Here is a 16,365-nt window from a genome sequence, read left to right on the forward strand (position 1 = left end):
TTGCCCCGATTCCCCCCACCCCTCACCCTGCCGGCGCCGGATGCCGCCCTGGCCTGGCTCGACGAGCAGGTCACCACTCAGCTGACGACGGGGCGCGAGATCATCGAGGCCCTGAAGGCCGACCCACCGGCGAAGCCACTCGACGTGCTGCACCGGTGGAACCAGGCCCAGCTCGCGCTGGGCACGGTGGCCTCGTGGGGGTCGCTGTTCAGCGAGGTCCACCCGGACGAGGACGTGCGCAATCGGGCCGACGAGGCCACCCAGGACGTGCAACGCGCCTACACCGAGATCACTCTGGACGCCGAGCTGTTCGCCGTCTTCTCGCAGCTCGATCCCACCTCGCTGGACGACGCCGCGGCCCGGTTGCTCGAGCACACGCTGCGCGACTTCCGGCGCAGCGGCGTCGATCGGGGCGAGGCGACCCGGGAACGCGTGCGTCAGGTGCGCGAACGGCTCGTCGAGGTCGGCCAGGAGTTCGGCAAGACGATCCGGGACGACGTCCGCAGCATTCGTCTGACCCCCGAACGACTGGCCGGGCTGCCGCAGGACTGGATCGACGCGCACCCCCCGGACGCCGACGGCCTGGTCACCGTGACCACCGACTACCCCGACGCGATCCCGTTGCGCACCTTCTGCGCCGACACCCAGGCCCGCCGCGACCTGACCATGGCCACGCTCACCGTGGGCTGGCCCGACAACGACGCCCGGCTGCGCGAATTGTTCGCCCTACGCGCCGAGCTGGCCTGTCTGCTGGGCTACCCGGACTGGCCCAGCTACGACGCCGAGGTCAAGATGATCCGCCACGGCGAGGCGATCCCGGCGTTCATCGACGAGGTGGCAGAAGCCGCCGCTGAGTCCGCCGAGCGCGATCGGCAGGTGCTGCTCGACCGGTTGCGCCGTGACCGGCCCGAGGCCACCACCATCGATGGCGCCGACCTGTTCTTCTACGCCGAGGCCGTCCGCCGCGAGCAGTTCGACGTCGACGCGCAACAGGTGCGCCGCTACTTCGACGTCACCCGGGTGCGCCAGGGGCTGCTCGACGTCACCGGGCGGCTGTTCGGGCTGACCTACACGCCCGCCACCGATGCCGTGGTCTGGCACGAGGAGGTCACCGCGTTCGACGTGCATCGGGCCGGCACGAATAGCACGAATGGCACGAATGGCACGGACGGCGAGCGCATCGGACGGATCTACCTCGACCTGCACCCGCGCGAGGGCAAGTTCAAGCACGCCGCCCAGTTCGACCTGGTCAGAGGAGTCTCCGGCGATCATGCCGGCACCGACCCCCTGCTGCCCGAAGGGGTTCTGGTCTGCAACTTCGCCCGGGGGTTGATGGAGCACGACGAGGTCGTGACGTTGTTCCACGAATTCGGCCACCTGCTGCACCACGTGCTCGCCGGGCACGGCCCGTGGGTGGACTTCTCGGGGGTGGCCACCGAGTGGGACTTCGTCGAGGCCCCCAGCCAGCTGCTGGAGGAGTGGGCCTGGGACCCCGAGGTGCTGGCCACGTTCGCCATCGACGCCGGCGGCGAGCCGATCCCGGCCGACCTCGTGGCCCGTATGCGCCGGGCCGAGGACTTCGGCAAGGGGTATCACGCGCGCACCCAGATGTTCTATGCCGCGATGTCGTACTGGTTCCACGTCGAGCAGCCCGACGACCTGACCGCGCGCACCCGTGAGTTGCAGAGCCGGTACTCGGTGTTCCCCTACCTCGAGGGCACCCACATGCCCTGCTCGTTCGGGCACCTCGACGGCTACAGCTCGGCGTACTACACGTACATGTGGTCGCTGGTGATCGCCAAGGACCTGTTCAGCGCCTTCGACCGGGCCACCCTGTTCGACCCGGACGTCGCGGCACGCTACCGCGACCGGGTCCTGGTACCGGGTGGGTCGCGGGACGCCGCCGACCTGGTCGCCGACTTCCTCGGCCGGCCCTACTCGGTCACGGCGTTCCGGCTGTGGCTGGCCGAGTAACCAGCCGATCAAACACCGAGCGGGTGCAGCCGCACCGGTGTCGACCTCGCCACACCAGACATTGTTGAGCCCTGCTTCAGCCAGGGAACCGGACAAAGGCCAGAGACTGTCCCCCATGGTGACCGATCATGCCCAACACCCCCGAGGGGTATCGAAGCGGATCTGGGTCACCGCAGTGCTGGCGGTCCTGCTGACCGGAGCCGGAGGCGCGGTCGCGGCTCTGGTGTCCAGCGAGCTCTGGTTCGGGGGTCGGAGCCCGGCATCCACCTCGCACGGCCCCGACACTCGGGACGGCGCCACGGCGCATCCCTCCCCGAGCGGGGCGCGGGCCGGCGTGCACACCTACGCCGGCTCGCTCACCGTGCCGCTGCCGGAGGATCTCGACCCGCTGCCCGCTGTGAGCCCAGCCTGCCGAGCAGCCGCCGACCGGGCGCTCACCCCGGCCGGGGTACGGGCCGAGAACGCCCTCCCCGGCACCGGTACCTGGCAGCCCAGCCTCGACCGGCGGGCGCACTGGCCAGTGCAGATCTACCTCGATTCCGGCAGCACCAGCTGTGGCGGCCGCGTCGGAGTGCACCTGGGCGGCCACGGGGGCGTCGTCCGGCTGCGGGCCTACCGCGTGGGCTGGTACGGCAGCAGCGGCGCCCGGCTGGTCTGGCAGTCCCAGCCGATCGTGGCCCCGACCCGCGAGGTCGAGACCGACCCGGCCGCGTCGTCCGGCAGTGATCGCCGTATCACCCTCGACTGGCCGGTGACCGCATCGCTGACCATCCCGCCGTCCTGGACGCCGGGGTTCTACCTGATCGCGGCCGTCCCCGAGGGGGCGACGTCCGGGCAGGTGGCGCCGCTGGTGGTGCGCGCCGACGCCGCGGCGTCCCCGCTGCTGTTCCTGGCCGGTGACACCACGTGGCAGGCGTACAACGGCATGGGCGGCGCCAGCCAGTACGGCGGACGCCACGCCGACGAGGAGACCGAGTTCGACGACCGGGCCTACACCGTGGCCGTGAACCGGCCGCTGATCGGTACCGGCCTGCAGCAGCTGGCCACCATGGACCTGCCGTTGGTGCGCTACCTGGCCCGGCACGGCCTGCCGGTCGGTTTCACCACCACGACCGAGGCCGATGCCCACCCCTCGACGCTGCTGAACCACAACGGCCTGATCGTGCCGGGGCACAGCGAGTACTGGACCACGCGGCTCTACGACGGGGTCGAGGCGGCCCGTAATGCCGGGGTCAACATCGCCTTCCTGGGCGGCAACCAGGTGTACTGGCACCTGCGGATCGAGCGCGACCTGGCCGGGCGGGCGGTGACCCAGACGGTCTACCGGCAGGCGGCACTCGACCCGCTGGCGGCGTCCGATCCACTGGCGGCCACCGTCCGCTGGACCGATCCACCACTGCGGCGCGATCAGAGCCAGCTGACCGGGTCGCGGTTCTCTGGGGTCAGCGTCTACGGACCCTCGCGCGTGATGCACGCCGACTCGTGGCTGTTGCGGGGCACCGGGTTGACCGAGGGTGCCGTGATCGCGCGGATGGCCGGCAACGAGGTGAACTCGGCGCGGCCGGGCGCACCCACCGCCGCCGACCCCCCGAATGTGGACGTCGTGCTGCAAGGGATGTTCAGCGGTCGCGGCACGTTCAACTCGCCGACGTTCACCACCTCGTACTACTCGGTGCCGTCGGGGGCGGGGGTGTTCGACGCGGGCACCACGTACTGGGCCTGCCATGTGGACAACACGTGCCCCGACCAGCCGATCGGGCCGGCGACGTTACGGGTGGTCGACCGGATCACGCTGAACGTGGCGCAGGCCTTTGCCCAACCGCGGGCCGGGGCCACGTACCCGTCGCTGTCGCGTCCGGCGGTGTCGGCCACCGAGCTGAAGACCCTGTTCGGGACGGCGCCGATCGCGGGGCGGATCGCGCCCGGGAATTAACGGGGAGCTGACGGGTCGACGCGGGCTGGTTCGGCGTCGGCTGGGTCGGCGCCACCGGTGTTCGGCGTGCCGCGGGCCCGGCTGTGAGCGATGCTCGATACATGGCCGTCACCTCCGCATCCCGGCGATCCGGCGTGATCGCCGTGGCGGTGGTCACTGCTGCGATGTGGGTGAGCGAGGCGATCGACACCGTGCTCGGTGGCGCGCTCGACCGGTTCGGCATCGTGCCGCGGGAGATCTCGGGGCTGGACGGCATCGCCTTCGCCCCGTTCCTGCACGCCGGGTTCGGCCACCTGATGGCCAACACGGTTCCCTTCGTCGTGCTCGGCGTGACGATCGCACTCGCCGGTTTGGCCCGGCTGGTGGCCGTCAGCGCGATCGTCGTCGTGGCCGGCGGGCTGGGCACCTGGCTGACCGGCGCGCCGTCCACGGTGCACATCGGGGCGAGCGGCGTGGTGTTCGGGTTCGCCGCCTACCTGATCGCTCGCGGGGTGTTCGCCCGGCTGCCCATGGAGGTCGCCGTCAGCGCGGTGGTGCTGGTGCTCTGGGGTGGGGCGGTGTTCAACGGGGTGCTGCCCCAGGAGGGGATCTCCTGGCAGGGGCACCTGTTCGGTGCCGTCGCCGGGGTCCTGGCGGCGTGGCTGCTGCACCGGCGCGCGGGGCGGGCGGCTCGCCGTCCGGGTCTGGTCGGCCGGGGACGATCCTGAGATCGGGCACCCAACCTGCTCATGCTCCGCGGGTGACGACTTGCGCGTCCGGATCGGGCCACAAACGCGTCTTCCGCGGAGCATGAACAGTCACCCACGGAGCATGAGCGGGTTGGGTGGGGGTTGACGTGGCGCGTCGGCGCGGGGGTCAGGCGATCCAGGTTCTCGCGTTGCGGAACATGCGGAGCCAGGGGCTGTCGGCGGTCGGGGGTTTGTCGGTCCAGGAGAATTGGGCGTTTCTCGCGACGCGTTCGGGGTGGGGCATCATGGCGGTGAAGCGGCCGTCGGTCGTGGTGACCGCGGTGAGGCCCTCGGGGGATCCGTTGGGGTTGAAGGGGTAGCGGGTCGCGGGTCCACCGCGGTGGTCGGCGAACCGGGCCACCTTCTGGACGGCGCCGGCATCGCCTCGGGCGGCGAAGTTGGCGAAGCCCTCGCCGTGGGCGACGGCGATCGGGATGAGTGAACCGGCCATGCCTGCGGTGAACAGGGACGGCGAGTCGAGGATCTCGACCAGCGTCAGGCGCGCCTCGTACTGCTCGGAGACATTGCGGGTGAACCGCGGCCAGGCCTGCGCTCCCGGGATCAGGTCGGCCAACGCGGCGAACATCTGGCAGCCGTTGCAGATGCCCAGCCCGAAGGTGTCGCCGCGGTGGAAGAACGTCGAGAACATCTCGCTGAGCGCGGGATTGAACAGCACCGACCGGGCCCAGCCCTCCCCGGCGCCGAGGGTGTCGCCGTAGGAGAAGCCACCGCAGGCCACCAGGCCGACGGCGTCCTTCAGGTCGAACCGGCCCGACTGCAGGTCGGTCATGTGCACGTCGTAGGTGTCGAACCCGGCCACGTCGAACGCCAACGCGGTCTCCACGTGGGAGTTCACGCCCTGCTCGCGCAGGATCGCCACCGTCGGCCGGACGCCCCGCGCGAGGTTCGCACCGAATCGTGCCGCGATGTCGTCGTCCGGGTCGAAGCTCGGGACGACGACCAGCCCGGGGTCGTCGTCCGCACCGACCGCGGCGTGTTCCTCGTCGGCGCAGATGGGGTTGTCGCGCAATCGGCTGATCCGCCAGGACACCTCGTCCCAGGCCTGGGCCAGGTCGTGCAGCGACTCGTCCAGCAGCGTCCTCGCGCCATCCTCACCCTGCTCGAGCACCCGGATGCGCCGCTCACTGCGCACGGTGGCCACGTGCACGGTGTTGTGGATCAGGCCGGTCTGGTTGAGGACCTCGACAACCTCGTCCCGGGTATCTGCCGCGATCTCCAGCACGACACCGAGTTCCTCAGCGAACAGCCGTGCCCAGCCGCCGCCCCAGATGTCCAGTCCGCGATTGCCGGCAAAGGCCATCTCACACAGCGTGGCCCACAGCCCACCGTCGGAGCGGTCGTGGTAGGCGAGGACCATTCCCTTGCGCCGCAACCGGTTCACCGTGTCGACGAGCACCACCAGCCTCGCCGCATCGTCGAGGTCAGGGGTCGACCCCCCGAACTGCCCCGAAACCTGGGCCAGGATGGAGCCACCCAGACGTGCCGGCCGATCGCTGAGTTCGATCAGCATCAGCTCGGTTGGCCGCGCGTCGGTGCCGTGCACCTGCGGGGTGAGCGTGCCGCGCACGTCATCCAGGGCGGCAAAGGCACTGACCACCAACGAGACCGGTGAGGTGACCTGCTTGACCTCACCTGATGCCGCCTCGCTCCAGCGGGTGCGCATCGACAGCGAGTCCTTGCCGACCGGCACCGAGATGCCCAGCGCCGGACAGAGTTCCATCGCGACGGCCTGCACGGTGTCGTAGAGCGCGGCGTCCTCACCCGGTTCGCCGCAGGCGGCCATCCAGTTGCACGACAGCTTCACGCCGGCCAGCTCGATCGGGGCGGCGAGCAGGTTGGTGATCGCCTCGCCGACCGCCATCCGACCCGAGGCCGGCGCATCGACCGCCGCAATCGGCATCCGCTCGCCCGTCGCCATCGCCTCACCCGCAAAGCCGGTGTAGTCGGCCAGGGTCACCGCGACGTCCGCCACCGGCACCTGCCAGGGGCCCACCAGCTGGTCGCGGTGCGAGAGCCCGCCGACGGTGCGGTCGCCGATGGTGATCAGGAACCGCTTGCTGGCCACGCTCGGGTGCCGCAGCACGGCGTAGGCGGCCTCGCGCAGGTCCAGGCCCTCGGCGTCGAAATCGCCGGCAGCCCGGGCGATCCGGGCCACCTCGCGGGTCATCTTGGGCGGCTTGCCGAGCAGCACGTTCATCGGCATGTCGATCGGGATGTCCGCCGCCGCGGGCGTTGCGGCGTCCGAAACGCTCGTCCCGCCCGAGCGCAATGTCACATCGCGCTCATCTAGCGAGCGCGATGTGACATTGCGCTCGGTGTTCGGGGTGACCACCAGGTGCGGCTGGGCGGTGGCTACGCCTACCACGGCATACGGGCAGCGTTCCCGCTCACAGAGCCGGGCGAACAGGTCCAGCGAGATGGGGTCGATCGCGACGACGTAGCGTTCCTGGCTCTCGTTGCACCAGATCTCCTTGGGCGCCAGGCCCGATTCCTCCAGCGGCACCGCGTCCAGGTCGAATCGCGCACCCAGGCCGGCGCCGTCCACCAGTTCGGGGAAGGCGTTCGAGAGGCCGCCGGCGCCGACGTCGTGCACCGACAGGATGGGGTTGTCCGCGCCGAGGCTCCAACAGTGGGTGATGACCTCCTGCGCCCGCCGCTGGATCTCGGGGTTGCCGCGCTGCACCGAGTCGAAGTCGAGGTCGGCGGCGTTGACCCCCGCGGCCATGGACGACGCGGCGCCACCACCCATGCCGATCCGCATCCCCGGTCCGCCCAGCTGGATCAGCAGAGTGCCTGGGGGGAAAGCGATCTTGTCGGTCTGGTCAGCATCGATGGTGCCCAGGCCACCCGCACTCATGATGGGCTTGTGGTAGCCGCGGCGGACGCCGTCCACGCTCTGTTCGTAGACCCGGAAGAACCCGCCCAGCCCGGGGCGGCCGAACTCGTTGTTGAACGCGGCGGCACCGATCGGCGCCTCGAGCATGATCTGCAACGGTGAGGCGATATGTGCTGGCGCGCCGTAGGTCTCGCGCTCCCAGGGCTCGTCGGTGCCTGGCAGGTTCAGGTTCGAGACCGCGAACCCGGTCAGGCCCGCCTTCGGCGCCGACCCCCGCCCGGTGGCACCCTCGTCGCGGATCTCGCCGCCGGCCCCGGTCGCCGCCCCCGGGAACGGTGAGATCGCGGTCGGGTGATTGTGCGTCTCGACCTTCATCAACACATGGGTGTCGACCTGGCGGCCGGCGTAACGCCCTGGGCCGTCGGGGGTTTCGGGCAACCATCGCTGCACCCGGTGCCCCTGCATGATCGAGGCGTTGTCCTTGTAGGCCACGATCGTGCCCTGCCCGGCCACCTGTTCGGTGTGCCGGATCATGGCGAACAGCGATCGGGGCTGCGGCACGCCGTCCACCACGAAGTCGGCATTGAAGATCTTGTGCCGGCAGTGCTCGGAGTTCGCCTGGGCGAACATCATCAACTCGACGTCGGTCGGGTTGCGCCGCAGCTTGGTGAACGCCTCGACCAGGTAGTCGATCTCGTCCTCCGACAGCGCCAGCCCGAACGCGAGGTTTGCCTTCTCGAGGGCGGTGCGGCCGGCTCCCAGCACGTCGACGTGCTCCATCGGCTCGGCGTCCCGCTCGGCGAACAGCGCGGCGGCGCCCTGGCGCGAGTCGAGCGCGGTCTCGGTCATGCGGTCGTGCAGCACGGCGGCGCACGCCGTCCACTGCTCGGCAGTGAGCTCGCCGCCGTCCAACGCGAGGTGGTACTCGGTGACCCGCTCGATCCGGTGCACGGCGAAGCCGCAGTTGTGCGCGATGTCGGTGGCCTTGGACGCCCACGGCGAGATGGTGCCCAACCGCGGCCCCACCACGATCGTGCTGCCGGCGGCCCCACTCTCGACGGAGTCGCCCTCGAACGGATCGCCGTAGTCGAGCAGCCGGGCCAGCCGGCCGAGCGCGGCGTCGTCCGGGGCGGCGTCGGTCGAGACCCAGTGCACGAAGCGCGCCGACAACCCGCTCACGGACGGCGCGACGTCCCGCAGCCGATCGAGCAGGGCCGCGGCCCGGAACGGGGAGAGGGCGGTGCCGCCCTCGAAGCTGGTCAGCACATGCTGCATCAGAGGTCGTGCTCCCGACGTGGGGTTGGACGGCGGGTCCCAGGCTACCGGGGCACCGGAACCGGCACGGGACGTGATCGCCGACGCCAACGTGCACGGATTGCATGATCGCCGAGGGTAGCGCTGGGTCACCTTGGACTACCCAGGGTTATGGATTGGGACACATTCGTCATCGCGGTGTCCAATTTCGTGTCCGGAGGGTGAATGTGATGCCATTCCGGCCACGATCTCGTCACCGAAGGTGTTCTCTGGAGTGACTCACCGGTGACGGTGAGTTGGTGACCGGTGAGACATGTGCTGAATGCCCGTGTCCGGTACTGAGAGGCCCATTCGTGACCATGGCGCTCAAACGGTTGGTTCGAGTCGTTCTCGGGGCATTGCTGATCACCGCGTTTCTGTTTGCGGGCTCGCCGGTTCGGGCCGAATCGACATCTCCGAACGCCACCATCACCCCGGGGGCCTCGACCCCGAACGACGCCGCCGAACTGCTCGCCGCAGTGCGTCACCTGCAAGCCACCGAAGGCTCTGCCCGCCGCGGGGCGGCAGCCGGCGCGGTCCCGTGCGGTCTGACGTCGATGCAGGTGGTGAGCTCGATCTCGGGTACCGGCCTGGACACCACGATCTCGTTGACCGGGGATGCCAGGACCTTCTCCCTGAAGTCCATTCCGGCGTCGTGGTGGGCCAATCCGCCGGTGACCTCACCCGTCTGGCGGCTGTATTTCCAGGGATTCATGTGGGTCGGATATGTCGCCCACACCCAGGACGATCCGGTGGTCACCACACGATTGGTCGACCTCGCTCTCGAATTCATCGCAGCGAATCCCGATACCGGCGTCAGCGCCCGGGGGTGGGACGAGGGGACGAACCTGCGGCGCGAACAGCAACTCAATTGCCTCTACTCCCTGACGCAGGACCCGCGACTCATTCCCGCCATCACCATGTCGGCGGCGGCGAACATCGACATGAAGCGCTACTACGGCCTGCCCAACACCCCGCCCCACAATCACGGATTGATGGCCAACCTGGCGCTGCTCGAGTCCGGGACGCTGCTGGGCAAGCCCGGCTGGCGACAGTTCGCCGTCGCCCGGCTGACCCGTGACTCGGCCGGCGCGTTCACGTCGTCCGGCGTCTCGATCGAGCAGGCCTCGGAGTACTGGCAGGCGAACAGCGTCGCCTGGTGCGCGGTCGCGTATCTGCTCGAGGCGCAGGACACCCCCGAGACGACGACCACCGCCACCGCCATCCGTGCCCGCCTGGTCACCGTGACCTCGGCGCTGGCGTACGCCACCACCCCGACCGGGGTCCTGGTGCCCTATGGGGACTCCAACGCCATGGCGAACGAGCCGACGCCGCAACGCCTCGGTGTGTTCCGGGACGATGCCGCGGGACTCATCACCGGGCGCTGGGCCTGGTCCGACCCGTCCACCTCGTTCTACCTGATCCGCTACGGCGGTCGGCGCTGGGCTCACGGCCACGAGGACCGGGGCAGCATCGTGTGGCAGACCCGCGGCGTCCCGGTGTTGATCGACCCGGGCAAGTTCAGCTACGACCCCGGCGCCTACGCCACGTTCGCCAAGTCACCGTTGGCGCACACCACGTTCATCCCCCGCGGCGGCGCCACCTTCGTCCCGTCGGCTCCCGTGGCCGTCGCGACGGCACGCTTCTCGGGGCCGGCGCACACCGTCGTCCTCAGCGACAAGCAGTACGGCGCCGCGCACACCCGATCGCTGGTCATCAACAACACCGCCCGCAGCCTGACGGTCGCCGACTCCTCGGCGTTCTCCAAGACCACCCAGACCTTTCAGCTCGACTCCGGGTGGGTGCTGCGCGCCCGCAGCGCGGACCGGAAGACGGCCCGCTTCGGCCACGCGGCCACCGGCAGGACGCTGATCATCACATCCACCTACCCGCTGGCCCTGTACCGGGGGTCGACCTCACCGGTGCTCGGCTGGACCTTTCCCGCCTATGGCCACCGGGTGCAGACCTATCAGGTGCTGGTGTACGGCGGGGCCTCGGCCAGGACGGTGTTCACGGTCGGGTGAAGAAGGGCCACAACTGCCACCACGGACGGCGCCTGGTCACCTCGGGCTCGGTCACCTCGGCCTCGGCGTCTGCCTCGATCTCGGCGAGCACCTCGGGCTGGGGGGTCGGAGTGACCAGGGGCTCGATCGAGGCCACATCGGTCAGGTCGACCACCGAGTCGTCGGCACCCAGCCCGTTCGGCACGTAGTCATCCGCGGCCCAGTCGTTCTCCCACCGCCGGCCGTCGAGCAGGTAGCGGAACCGGGCCCGCTGCCCGGCCGGTAGCCGCAACTCGGTGCGGAAGTAGCCGTCGTCCTGCCGGGCCAGCGGGTTCGCTGCCGGTGACCAGTCGTTGAAATCGCCCACCAGGCTCACCGAATCCGCGGCCACCGCGGCGGGCAACTCGAAGGCGACCAGCACGCTGCCGTCGTCCAGCCTGTGCTTGTGCACGTGATCTCTCTTCCAACGGGATTCACGCCGGGCGGACTACAGCGCAGGAGTGCGGCCGGGAGGTGAGGGGCTCGAGGCACCCAAGGTACTCCGCACGGTGCGTGATCATGACATTTCCGGCGGTTCGGGCTGGGTGATCCGGCATCACGAGTCTGCGCGGTCAGCCGGCCGCCTACCTCGTGGACGTACGGTCGCTGGTCAGCGCAGGAACAGGTGGTACGCGGGGTGGTCGGTCTCCTCGGTGAACCGGTAGCCCACCTGGGCCAGGAAGTCCTCGAAGGCCGCGCGGTCGTCGGCCGGCACCTGCATGCCGACCAGCACCCGGCCGACGTCGCTGCCGTGGTTGCGGTAGTGGAACAGCGAGATGTTCCAGTCCGGCGACATCGCCGCCAGAAACCGGACCAGCGCGCCCGGGCGCTCGGGGAACTCGAACCGGTAGAGGCGTTCGTCGTCGGCCAGCGGGGTGCGGCCGCCGACCAGGTGGCGCAGGTGCAGTTTGGCGAGCTCGTCATCGGTCAGGTCCAGCGCGCGTAACCCGGCGGCGTCGAAGGCGTTCGCGATCTGGCTGGCCTCGGCGCGGTCGCGCACCTGCAGCCCGACGAAGACGTGGGCAGCGACCTCGTCGGCGATCCGGTAGGTGAACTCGGTGATCGCCCGGCCCGGGCCGATGGTGGCCAGGAACCGCCGGAAGCTGCCGCGCTGCTCGGGGATGCTCACCGCGAACACGGCCTCGCGCTGCTCGCCGATCTCGGCGCGTTCGCTGACGAAGCGCAGCCGGTCGAAGTTCATGTTGGCGCCGCAGGCCACCGCCACGTAGGTCTGCCCCCGGGTTGCGTGCCGCGCCGTGTACGCCTTGACGCCCGCAACCGCCAGTGCCCCAGCGGGTTCCAGGATGGCCCGGGTCTCGGTGAAGACGTCCTTGATGGCCGCGCAGACGGCGTCGGTGTCGACCCGCACGAACTCGTCGACCAGCGTGGCGGCCAGCCGGAAGGTCTCCTCGCCGACCAGCCGGACGGCGGTGCCGTCGCTGAACAGCCCGACGTTGTCGAGCTCGACGCGATGGCCCGCCTCGACCGATTGCGCCATGGCATCGGAGTCGTCGGTCTGCACCCCGATGATCCGGACGTCGGGCCGTAACGCCTTGATGTAGGCCGCGACCCCGCTGATCAGACCGCCGCCGCCGACCGCGACGAAGACGGCATCGAGCGGGCCGGCGTGCTGACGCAGGATCTCCATGCCGATGGTGCCCTGGCCGGCGATCACGTCCGGGTCGTCGAACGGGTGCACGAAGGTCAGGCCGCGGTCGGCCATCAGCCGGACGGCGTGCGCGTAGCTGTCGCTGTAGGACTCACCGTGCAGCACCACCTCGGCGCCGCCGGCGCGCACCGCCTCGATCTTCACCTCGGGGGTGGTGGTCGGCATGACGATCACCGCGCTGCAGCCGAGGCGACGAGCGGCCATCGCGACGCCCTGGGCGTGGTTACCCGCGCTGGCCGCGATCACGCCCTTGGCCAGGGCGTCCGGGGGCAGGTTCGCCATCTTGTTGTAGGCGCCGCGAATCTTGAACGAGAACACCGGCTGCAGATCCTCGCGCTTGAGCAGCACGGTGTTGCCGAGGCGGTCGCTGAGCAGCGGCGCGGCGTCCAGCGGGGTCTCGTCGACGACGTCGTAGACCCGCGAGGTCAGGATGCGTTTGAGGTAGTCGGTGGCGACGTCGTCCGGCCGGGGCAGAGCGCTCGTCACGAGGTGAGCCAGGCCAGGTCCGTGATCACGCCTGGGCCGTTCAGGTCCAGGCTCGGACGCTCGAGGTAGTGGGTCACCCGGGGCGTCCCGGCAAGGTAGGGCTCGACCGGGGCCCAGCAGCGCACGGACCGGGTGTCCATGTGGGCGGCCAGTTCCTCCGGCGTCTGCCAGCGCACCTGGACCAGGTAGGTGGCGGGGTGATCCTGCAGGCCCTGGGCCACCGCGAATCCGCGGAAGCCGGGCGAGGCGAAGACCCGCTGCCGCACCTCACACAGGGCCGCCTCGAAGGCGGCCTCCTGCCCGCCGGACACGACGAGCTCCACCTGCTCCACCACCATGCAGCCAGGCTAGCCCCGGCGTCACAGGAGCGTTCAGGTGATCCGCGGCGAGCTCGGCCACGGGTAGGGCCGGGTTTGCCCTCGCAGACGCGGGCTAACCCGGCGCTACCCGGTGATGCCCTGATCGGGGCGGGCTACCCCGTCAGGGTTGGGCGACGCGGAAGCGGTGCACCAGGTCGGTCAGGCCGATCACCGTGACGCTGTCCGTCACATAGGGCTCACCGCCTGCCTGCGGTCGCACCAGGTAGCAGGCTTCGACACCCAGATCGCTGATCGCCCGACGGTATCCCGCGCGCTCACCGACGGCGCCGTGGAGCGCGTCACCTCCACGGCGACCTGCGGACGCCCACCCCGAACGAACACCAGGTCGATCTCGTCTCCCCGGGCGCTGCGGTAGTGGTGCGCCCGCCAGCCACCCAAAGACCCGAAATGGTCGCTATTCAGCCGTCATGGCGACCATTTCGGGTCTTTGGCGAGCGCCGGGGGACGTCGTGGGTTCAGGCGGGTCGGACCGGGCAGGCGAGTTCGCCCTGGAGGCGGCGGAGCAGGGCATAACCGAGCAGGGCGAGGCCGGCGACGGCCAGGTAGGGCTGCACCGGGGCGAACCAGCGCAGGGCACCGGTATAGCCCAGGGCCAGCAGGGCGATCTTGTTGCACACCGGGCAGCCCACGGCGAAGTACGTGAGCAGCCCACCCGCTGCCCCCCACCGCGAGCCCGGGGCCTGCGTGGCGGTGACATCGCCGGGGTGGCCGGGGTCACCGGGCACCCGTACATAGGTGGCCGTGAGCAGCCCCGACAGCACCGCTGTCAGCAGCAGCACCGGCCAGGCCCACCCCGTCACCGCGATGTCGCGATGGAACACCGGGTTGGGCACGAGCACGGTCGGGACGCCGACCACCACCACGGTGGCGACGGAGGTCGCCAGAGCCACCAACCACCGCCGAGCCGGCCAACCACGGAGCAGGAGGAGCGCGGACATCTGCACAACATACCCACTGGGGTATCTCCGTGCAGGGGGACCCCGAGAGGACCCAGAGCCGGCTCGGTCACGGCGGGTAGGGGGCGGGTAGGGTCTGCCTGATCATCGGGGAGGTGAGATGCCGGAGCCACGAACTCGCGGCGGGCGACCAGTACCCACCGGCACAGACTTCCTGCCCTGGGCGCGCCGACGCTACCGCCGCACGCTGCAGACCTTCGCCGGCTCGCTGGTGTTCGTGGCGGTCGGCCTGGTCGTGATCATCGCGAACTGGGCCGATCTGAGCACGGGCTCGGTGACCCTTGCCCTGGCCATCCCGCTACTGGCGGGCAGTCTGGCCGTCGCCTGGTTCAGTCGTTCGCGGCTGCGGATCAATCGGCGGTTGGTACAGGCGGCCGAACCCGCCGACGGCTCGTCCTGACCGGTGTAGGAGTCACCACCGACTCACGAGCAGTCCACCAGGTCTCCGAGCCACGGGTCGACGTCGTCCCCCTGGGCCGCCCACCAGTCGGCTCCACGAGCATGTTCGGACGGAGTCAGCTCCAGCCCGCTGAAGGCGAGCCGGATCCGCCGGAGTTGCTGCTGGTCGATGCTGGGGACCCATTTTGTAACGATTACCGTTTTCATTCCCTGCCGTCCTCCAGCCCGGGTGTCGGTGACCGCCGGGCAGAGGGTGCTCAGGGACGCCCCGCGACCAGCACCGAATTGACCACCTCACCGAACGGATGCACCAGGACACAGGGACGAAACCCTGCTGCGCGGACGTCGTCCACCTCGACGACCGGGTAGAGAAGTGCCCGCAGGCCATGGGCACTGCGCATCAGCACCCGGGCGCCACGAGGCATCACGGCCGCGAGCGAGCGCAGCACAGCGTGCTTGTCCGCCCGCGTCAGGCCGACCAACGCCGCGACGATGACCACCTCGCAGTCCTCGACGCCAGGGCCGAGATCGCCCCGACGACGCGCATCGGCCAGCACCACCTCGACCGGCTGCTCCGGGTCGAGCCGGCGCACCACGTCGCAGGCCAGGTCGACCGCCGGCCCATCCTTGTCGAGGACCCGAACCGCGACCCCGGCCCGAGCGAGCTCGAGTGCGGTGAGCGGCAGCGGCCCGCCGCCGATGAAACAGACCCGCCGCGGAAGGGCGCCGTCCAGTCCGCTGGCAGCGAGCGCGTGCAACTCGAGGCGGGTGAGCTGGGCGTAGTTCTCGACGTAGGGGAACCTGCCGAGCTCTTCCGCCGCATGGGGACTGCCGATGATCTGTCTGGCCCAGTGGGCCTCGAGCAGTCCCTCACCCAGGGCGCAGAGCTCGAGCAGGTGCGGACGGATCCGACCCACCTGCTGGTGCGCGAGTACCGCGGCCTCGGACTCTCCGGGATCGGTCACACACCTGACCAACTCGGCGAACAGCGCGTTCACCACGGGCGAGGGGGCGAGATTCGGGCGTGCCCGCAGCAGGTGGTAGAGCGAGATGATGCGCTGCGCCAGGGGCTGCTCGACAATCACCGGGCCTTCTCGCGAACCCAGGCCCGGGCCTCGAGCTCGAAGTGGACACAGCGGCCGACCGCATCACGGGCGTCGTGCACCAGGCGGGTGGGCATCGCCCTCCAGAATGCCTCGGCCCCACGCACCCGGGCGTCGGTGTGCAGGTAGATCCGCCGGTATCCGCCGACTCCGACCGCCCAGGCAGCCGCTGCACGGACCAGTGCTCGGCCGTGGCCACCGCGGCGGGCGGCCGCGTCGACCCAGACCCGCACCAGCTGGCAGGTGTCGTCGCGGTTGTATTCGGCGGCAAGCCAGTCCGGGTTCGGTGGGCTGAGCAGGGCACAGGGACGTACCGCAGCCGTTCCCACGACCATATCGTGATCGCGACTGACGAACAGTGCGCGGCGGGGGCGTTCGAGGTACGCCGCACCCAAGTCGTCGAGGTCGGCATGCCAGTGGGACCGGTACCCGCCGAGATCGGAATCGAGCACCGACCGCATTACCCGCCCCGCCGGTGCCAGGTCTTCTCGGCACGCGAGAGTGACGCTCATCGGTCACCCACTCTGATCATCCCTGTCACCGGT

Annotated in this window: 13 protein-coding genes; 5 read left to right on the forward strand and 8 right to left on the reverse strand. The window is 70.2% G+C overall.

Annotated features, from left to right (window positions below; all coding sequences use genetic code 11):
• From IPK24_00130 to IPK24_00140, 3 genes are all read left to right on the forward strand, one after another.
• Nucleotides 1–1,974 carry a Zn-dependent oligopeptidase gene (locus tag IPK24_00130; protein ID MBK8073981.1) on the forward strand — a complete coding sequence of 658 codons (1,974 nt, stop codon included), beginning with the start codon at nt 1–3 and terminating at the stop codon, nt 1,972–1,974.
• Between the two features lie 115 nt (nt 1,975–2,089).
• Nucleotides 2,090–3,907 carry a hypothetical protein gene (locus IPK24_00135; GenBank protein MBK8073982.1) on the forward strand — a complete coding sequence of 606 codons (1,818 nt, stop codon included), beginning with the start codon at nt 2,090–2,092 and terminating at the stop codon, nt 3,905–3,907.
• Nucleotides 3,908–4,008: 101 nt separating this feature from the next.
• Nucleotides 4,009–4,614, forward strand: a complete 606-nt coding sequence (locus IPK24_00140) for a rhomboid family intramembrane serine protease (protein MBK8073983.1) — start codon at nt 4,009–4,011, stop codon at nt 4,612–4,614.
• 148 nt (nt 4,615–4,762) lie between these two features.
• Here the strand turns inward: IPK24_00140 and purL are convergent, their stop codons facing one another.
• Entirely contained in the window at nt 4,763–8,767 is a 4,005-nt protein-coding gene (gene purL / locus IPK24_00145; GenBank protein ID MBK8073984.1) for a phosphoribosylformylglycinamidine synthase, read from the reverse strand.
• Between the two features lie 332 nt (nt 8,768–9,099).
• On the opposite strand from purL, the gene IPK24_00150 reads away from it, so the two are divergent.
• The gene (locus tag IPK24_00150; GenBank protein MBK8073985.1) at nt 9,100–10,809 is read left to right on the forward strand and encodes a heparinase II/III family protein; all 1,710 of its coding nucleotides are present in this window, start codon (nt 9,100–9,102) and stop codon (nt 10,807–10,809) included.
• Here the strand turns inward: IPK24_00150 and IPK24_00155 are convergent.
• The 4 genes from IPK24_00155 to IPK24_00170 all read right to left on the reverse strand — a co-directional run bounded on the left by IPK24_00155 (nt 10,796) and on the right by IPK24_00170 (nt 14,300).
• Nucleotides 10,796–11,239 (reverse strand): isoamylase early set domain-containing protein, encoded by a 444-nt coding sequence (locus IPK24_00155; GenBank protein MBK8073986.1) that lies wholly within the window; start codon nt 11,237–11,239, stop codon nt 10,796–10,798. The two genes, IPK24_00150 and IPK24_00155, sit on opposite strands and share 14 nt — an antisense overlap.
• Nucleotides 11,240–11,437: 198 nt before the next feature.
• Nucleotides 11,438–12,970 carry a threonine ammonia-lyase, biosynthetic gene (ilvA, locus tag IPK24_00160; GenBank protein MBK8073987.1) on the reverse strand — a complete coding sequence of 511 codons (1,533 nt, stop codon included), beginning with the start codon at nt 12,968–12,970 and terminating at the stop codon, nt 11,438–11,440.
• An 8-nt stretch (nt 12,971–12,978) separates the two neighbouring features.
• On the reverse strand, nt 12,979–13,320 hold the full coding sequence (locus IPK24_00165; protein ID MBK8073988.1) for an antibiotic biosynthesis monooxygenase: 342 nt from the start codon (nt 13,318–13,320) through the stop codon (nt 12,979–12,981).
• 497 nt (nt 13,321–13,817) lie between these two features.
• On the reverse strand, nt 13,818–14,300 hold the full coding sequence (locus tag IPK24_00170) for a hypothetical protein (protein MBK8073989.1): 483 nt from the start codon (nt 14,298–14,300) through the stop codon (nt 13,818–13,820).
• A gap of 118 nt (nt 14,301–14,418) precedes the next feature.
• On the opposite strand from IPK24_00170, the gene IPK24_00175 reads away from it, so the two are divergent.
• Entirely contained in the window at nt 14,419–14,718 is a 300-nt protein-coding gene (locus IPK24_00175) for a hypothetical protein (protein ID MBK8073990.1), read from the forward strand.
• 23 nt (nt 14,719–14,741) lie between these two features.
• On the opposite strand, the gene IPK24_00180 is transcribed toward IPK24_00175, so the two are convergent.
• From IPK24_00180 to IPK24_00190, 3 genes are read right to left on the reverse strand one after another with little or no spacing between them, the layout of a single operon-like run.
• A complete protein-coding gene (locus IPK24_00180) occupies nt 14,742–14,924 on the reverse strand; it encodes a hypothetical protein (protein ID MBK8073991.1) in 183 nt (60 codons plus the stop codon).
• Nucleotides 14,925–14,974: 50 nt separating this feature from the next.
• A complete protein-coding gene (locus IPK24_00185; protein ID MBK8073992.1) occupies nt 14,975–15,802 on the reverse strand; it encodes a nicotianamine synthase in 828 nt (275 codons plus the stop codon).
• Nucleotides 15,799–16,332, reverse strand: coding sequence for a GNAT family N-acetyltransferase (locus IPK24_00190; GenBank protein ID MBK8073993.1), 534 nt, complete (start codon nt 16,330–16,332; stop codon nt 15,799–15,801). The genes IPK24_00185 and IPK24_00190 overlap by 4 nt, the downstream gene beginning before the upstream one ends.
• Nucleotides 16,333–16,365 lie beyond the last annotated feature (33 nt).

This window comes from Kineosporiaceae bacterium, assembly GCA_016713225.1.
In the GTDB taxonomy this organism is placed as follows: Bacteria; Actinomycetota; Actinomycetes; order Actinomycetales; family Kineosporiaceae; genus JADJPO01.

Coding starts and splice junctions, on each gene's coding strand:
- IPK24_00135 (MBK8073982.1), top strand. CDS start 2,090: ATGGTGACCGATCATGCCCAACACCCCCGAGGGGTATCGAAGCGGATC.
- IPK24_00140 (MBK8073983.1), top strand. CDS start 4,009: ATGGCCGTCACCTCCGCATCCCGGCGATCCGGCGTGATCGCCGTGGCG.
- purL (MBK8073984.1), bottom strand. CDS start 8,767: ATGCAGCATGTGCTGACCAGCTTCGAGGGCGGCACCGCCCTCTCCCCG.
- IPK24_00165 (MBK8073988.1), bottom strand. CDS start 13,320: ATGGTGGTGGAGCAGGTGGAGCTCGTCGTGTCCGGCGGGCAGGAGGCC.
- IPK24_00170 (MBK8073989.1), bottom strand. CDS start 14,300: ATGTCCGCGCTCCTCCTGCTCCGTGGTTGGCCGGCTCGGCGGTGGTTG.
- IPK24_00175 (MBK8073990.1), top strand. CDS start 14,419: ATGCCGGAGCCACGAACTCGCGGCGGGCGACCAGTACCCACCGGCACA.
- IPK24_00180 (MBK8073991.1), bottom strand. CDS start 14,924: ATGAAAACGGTAATCGTTACAAAATGGGTCCCCAGCATCGACCAGCAG.
- IPK24_00190 (MBK8073993.1), bottom strand. CDS start 16,332: ATGAGCGTCACTCTCGCGTGCCGAGAAGACCTGGCACCGGCGGGGCGG.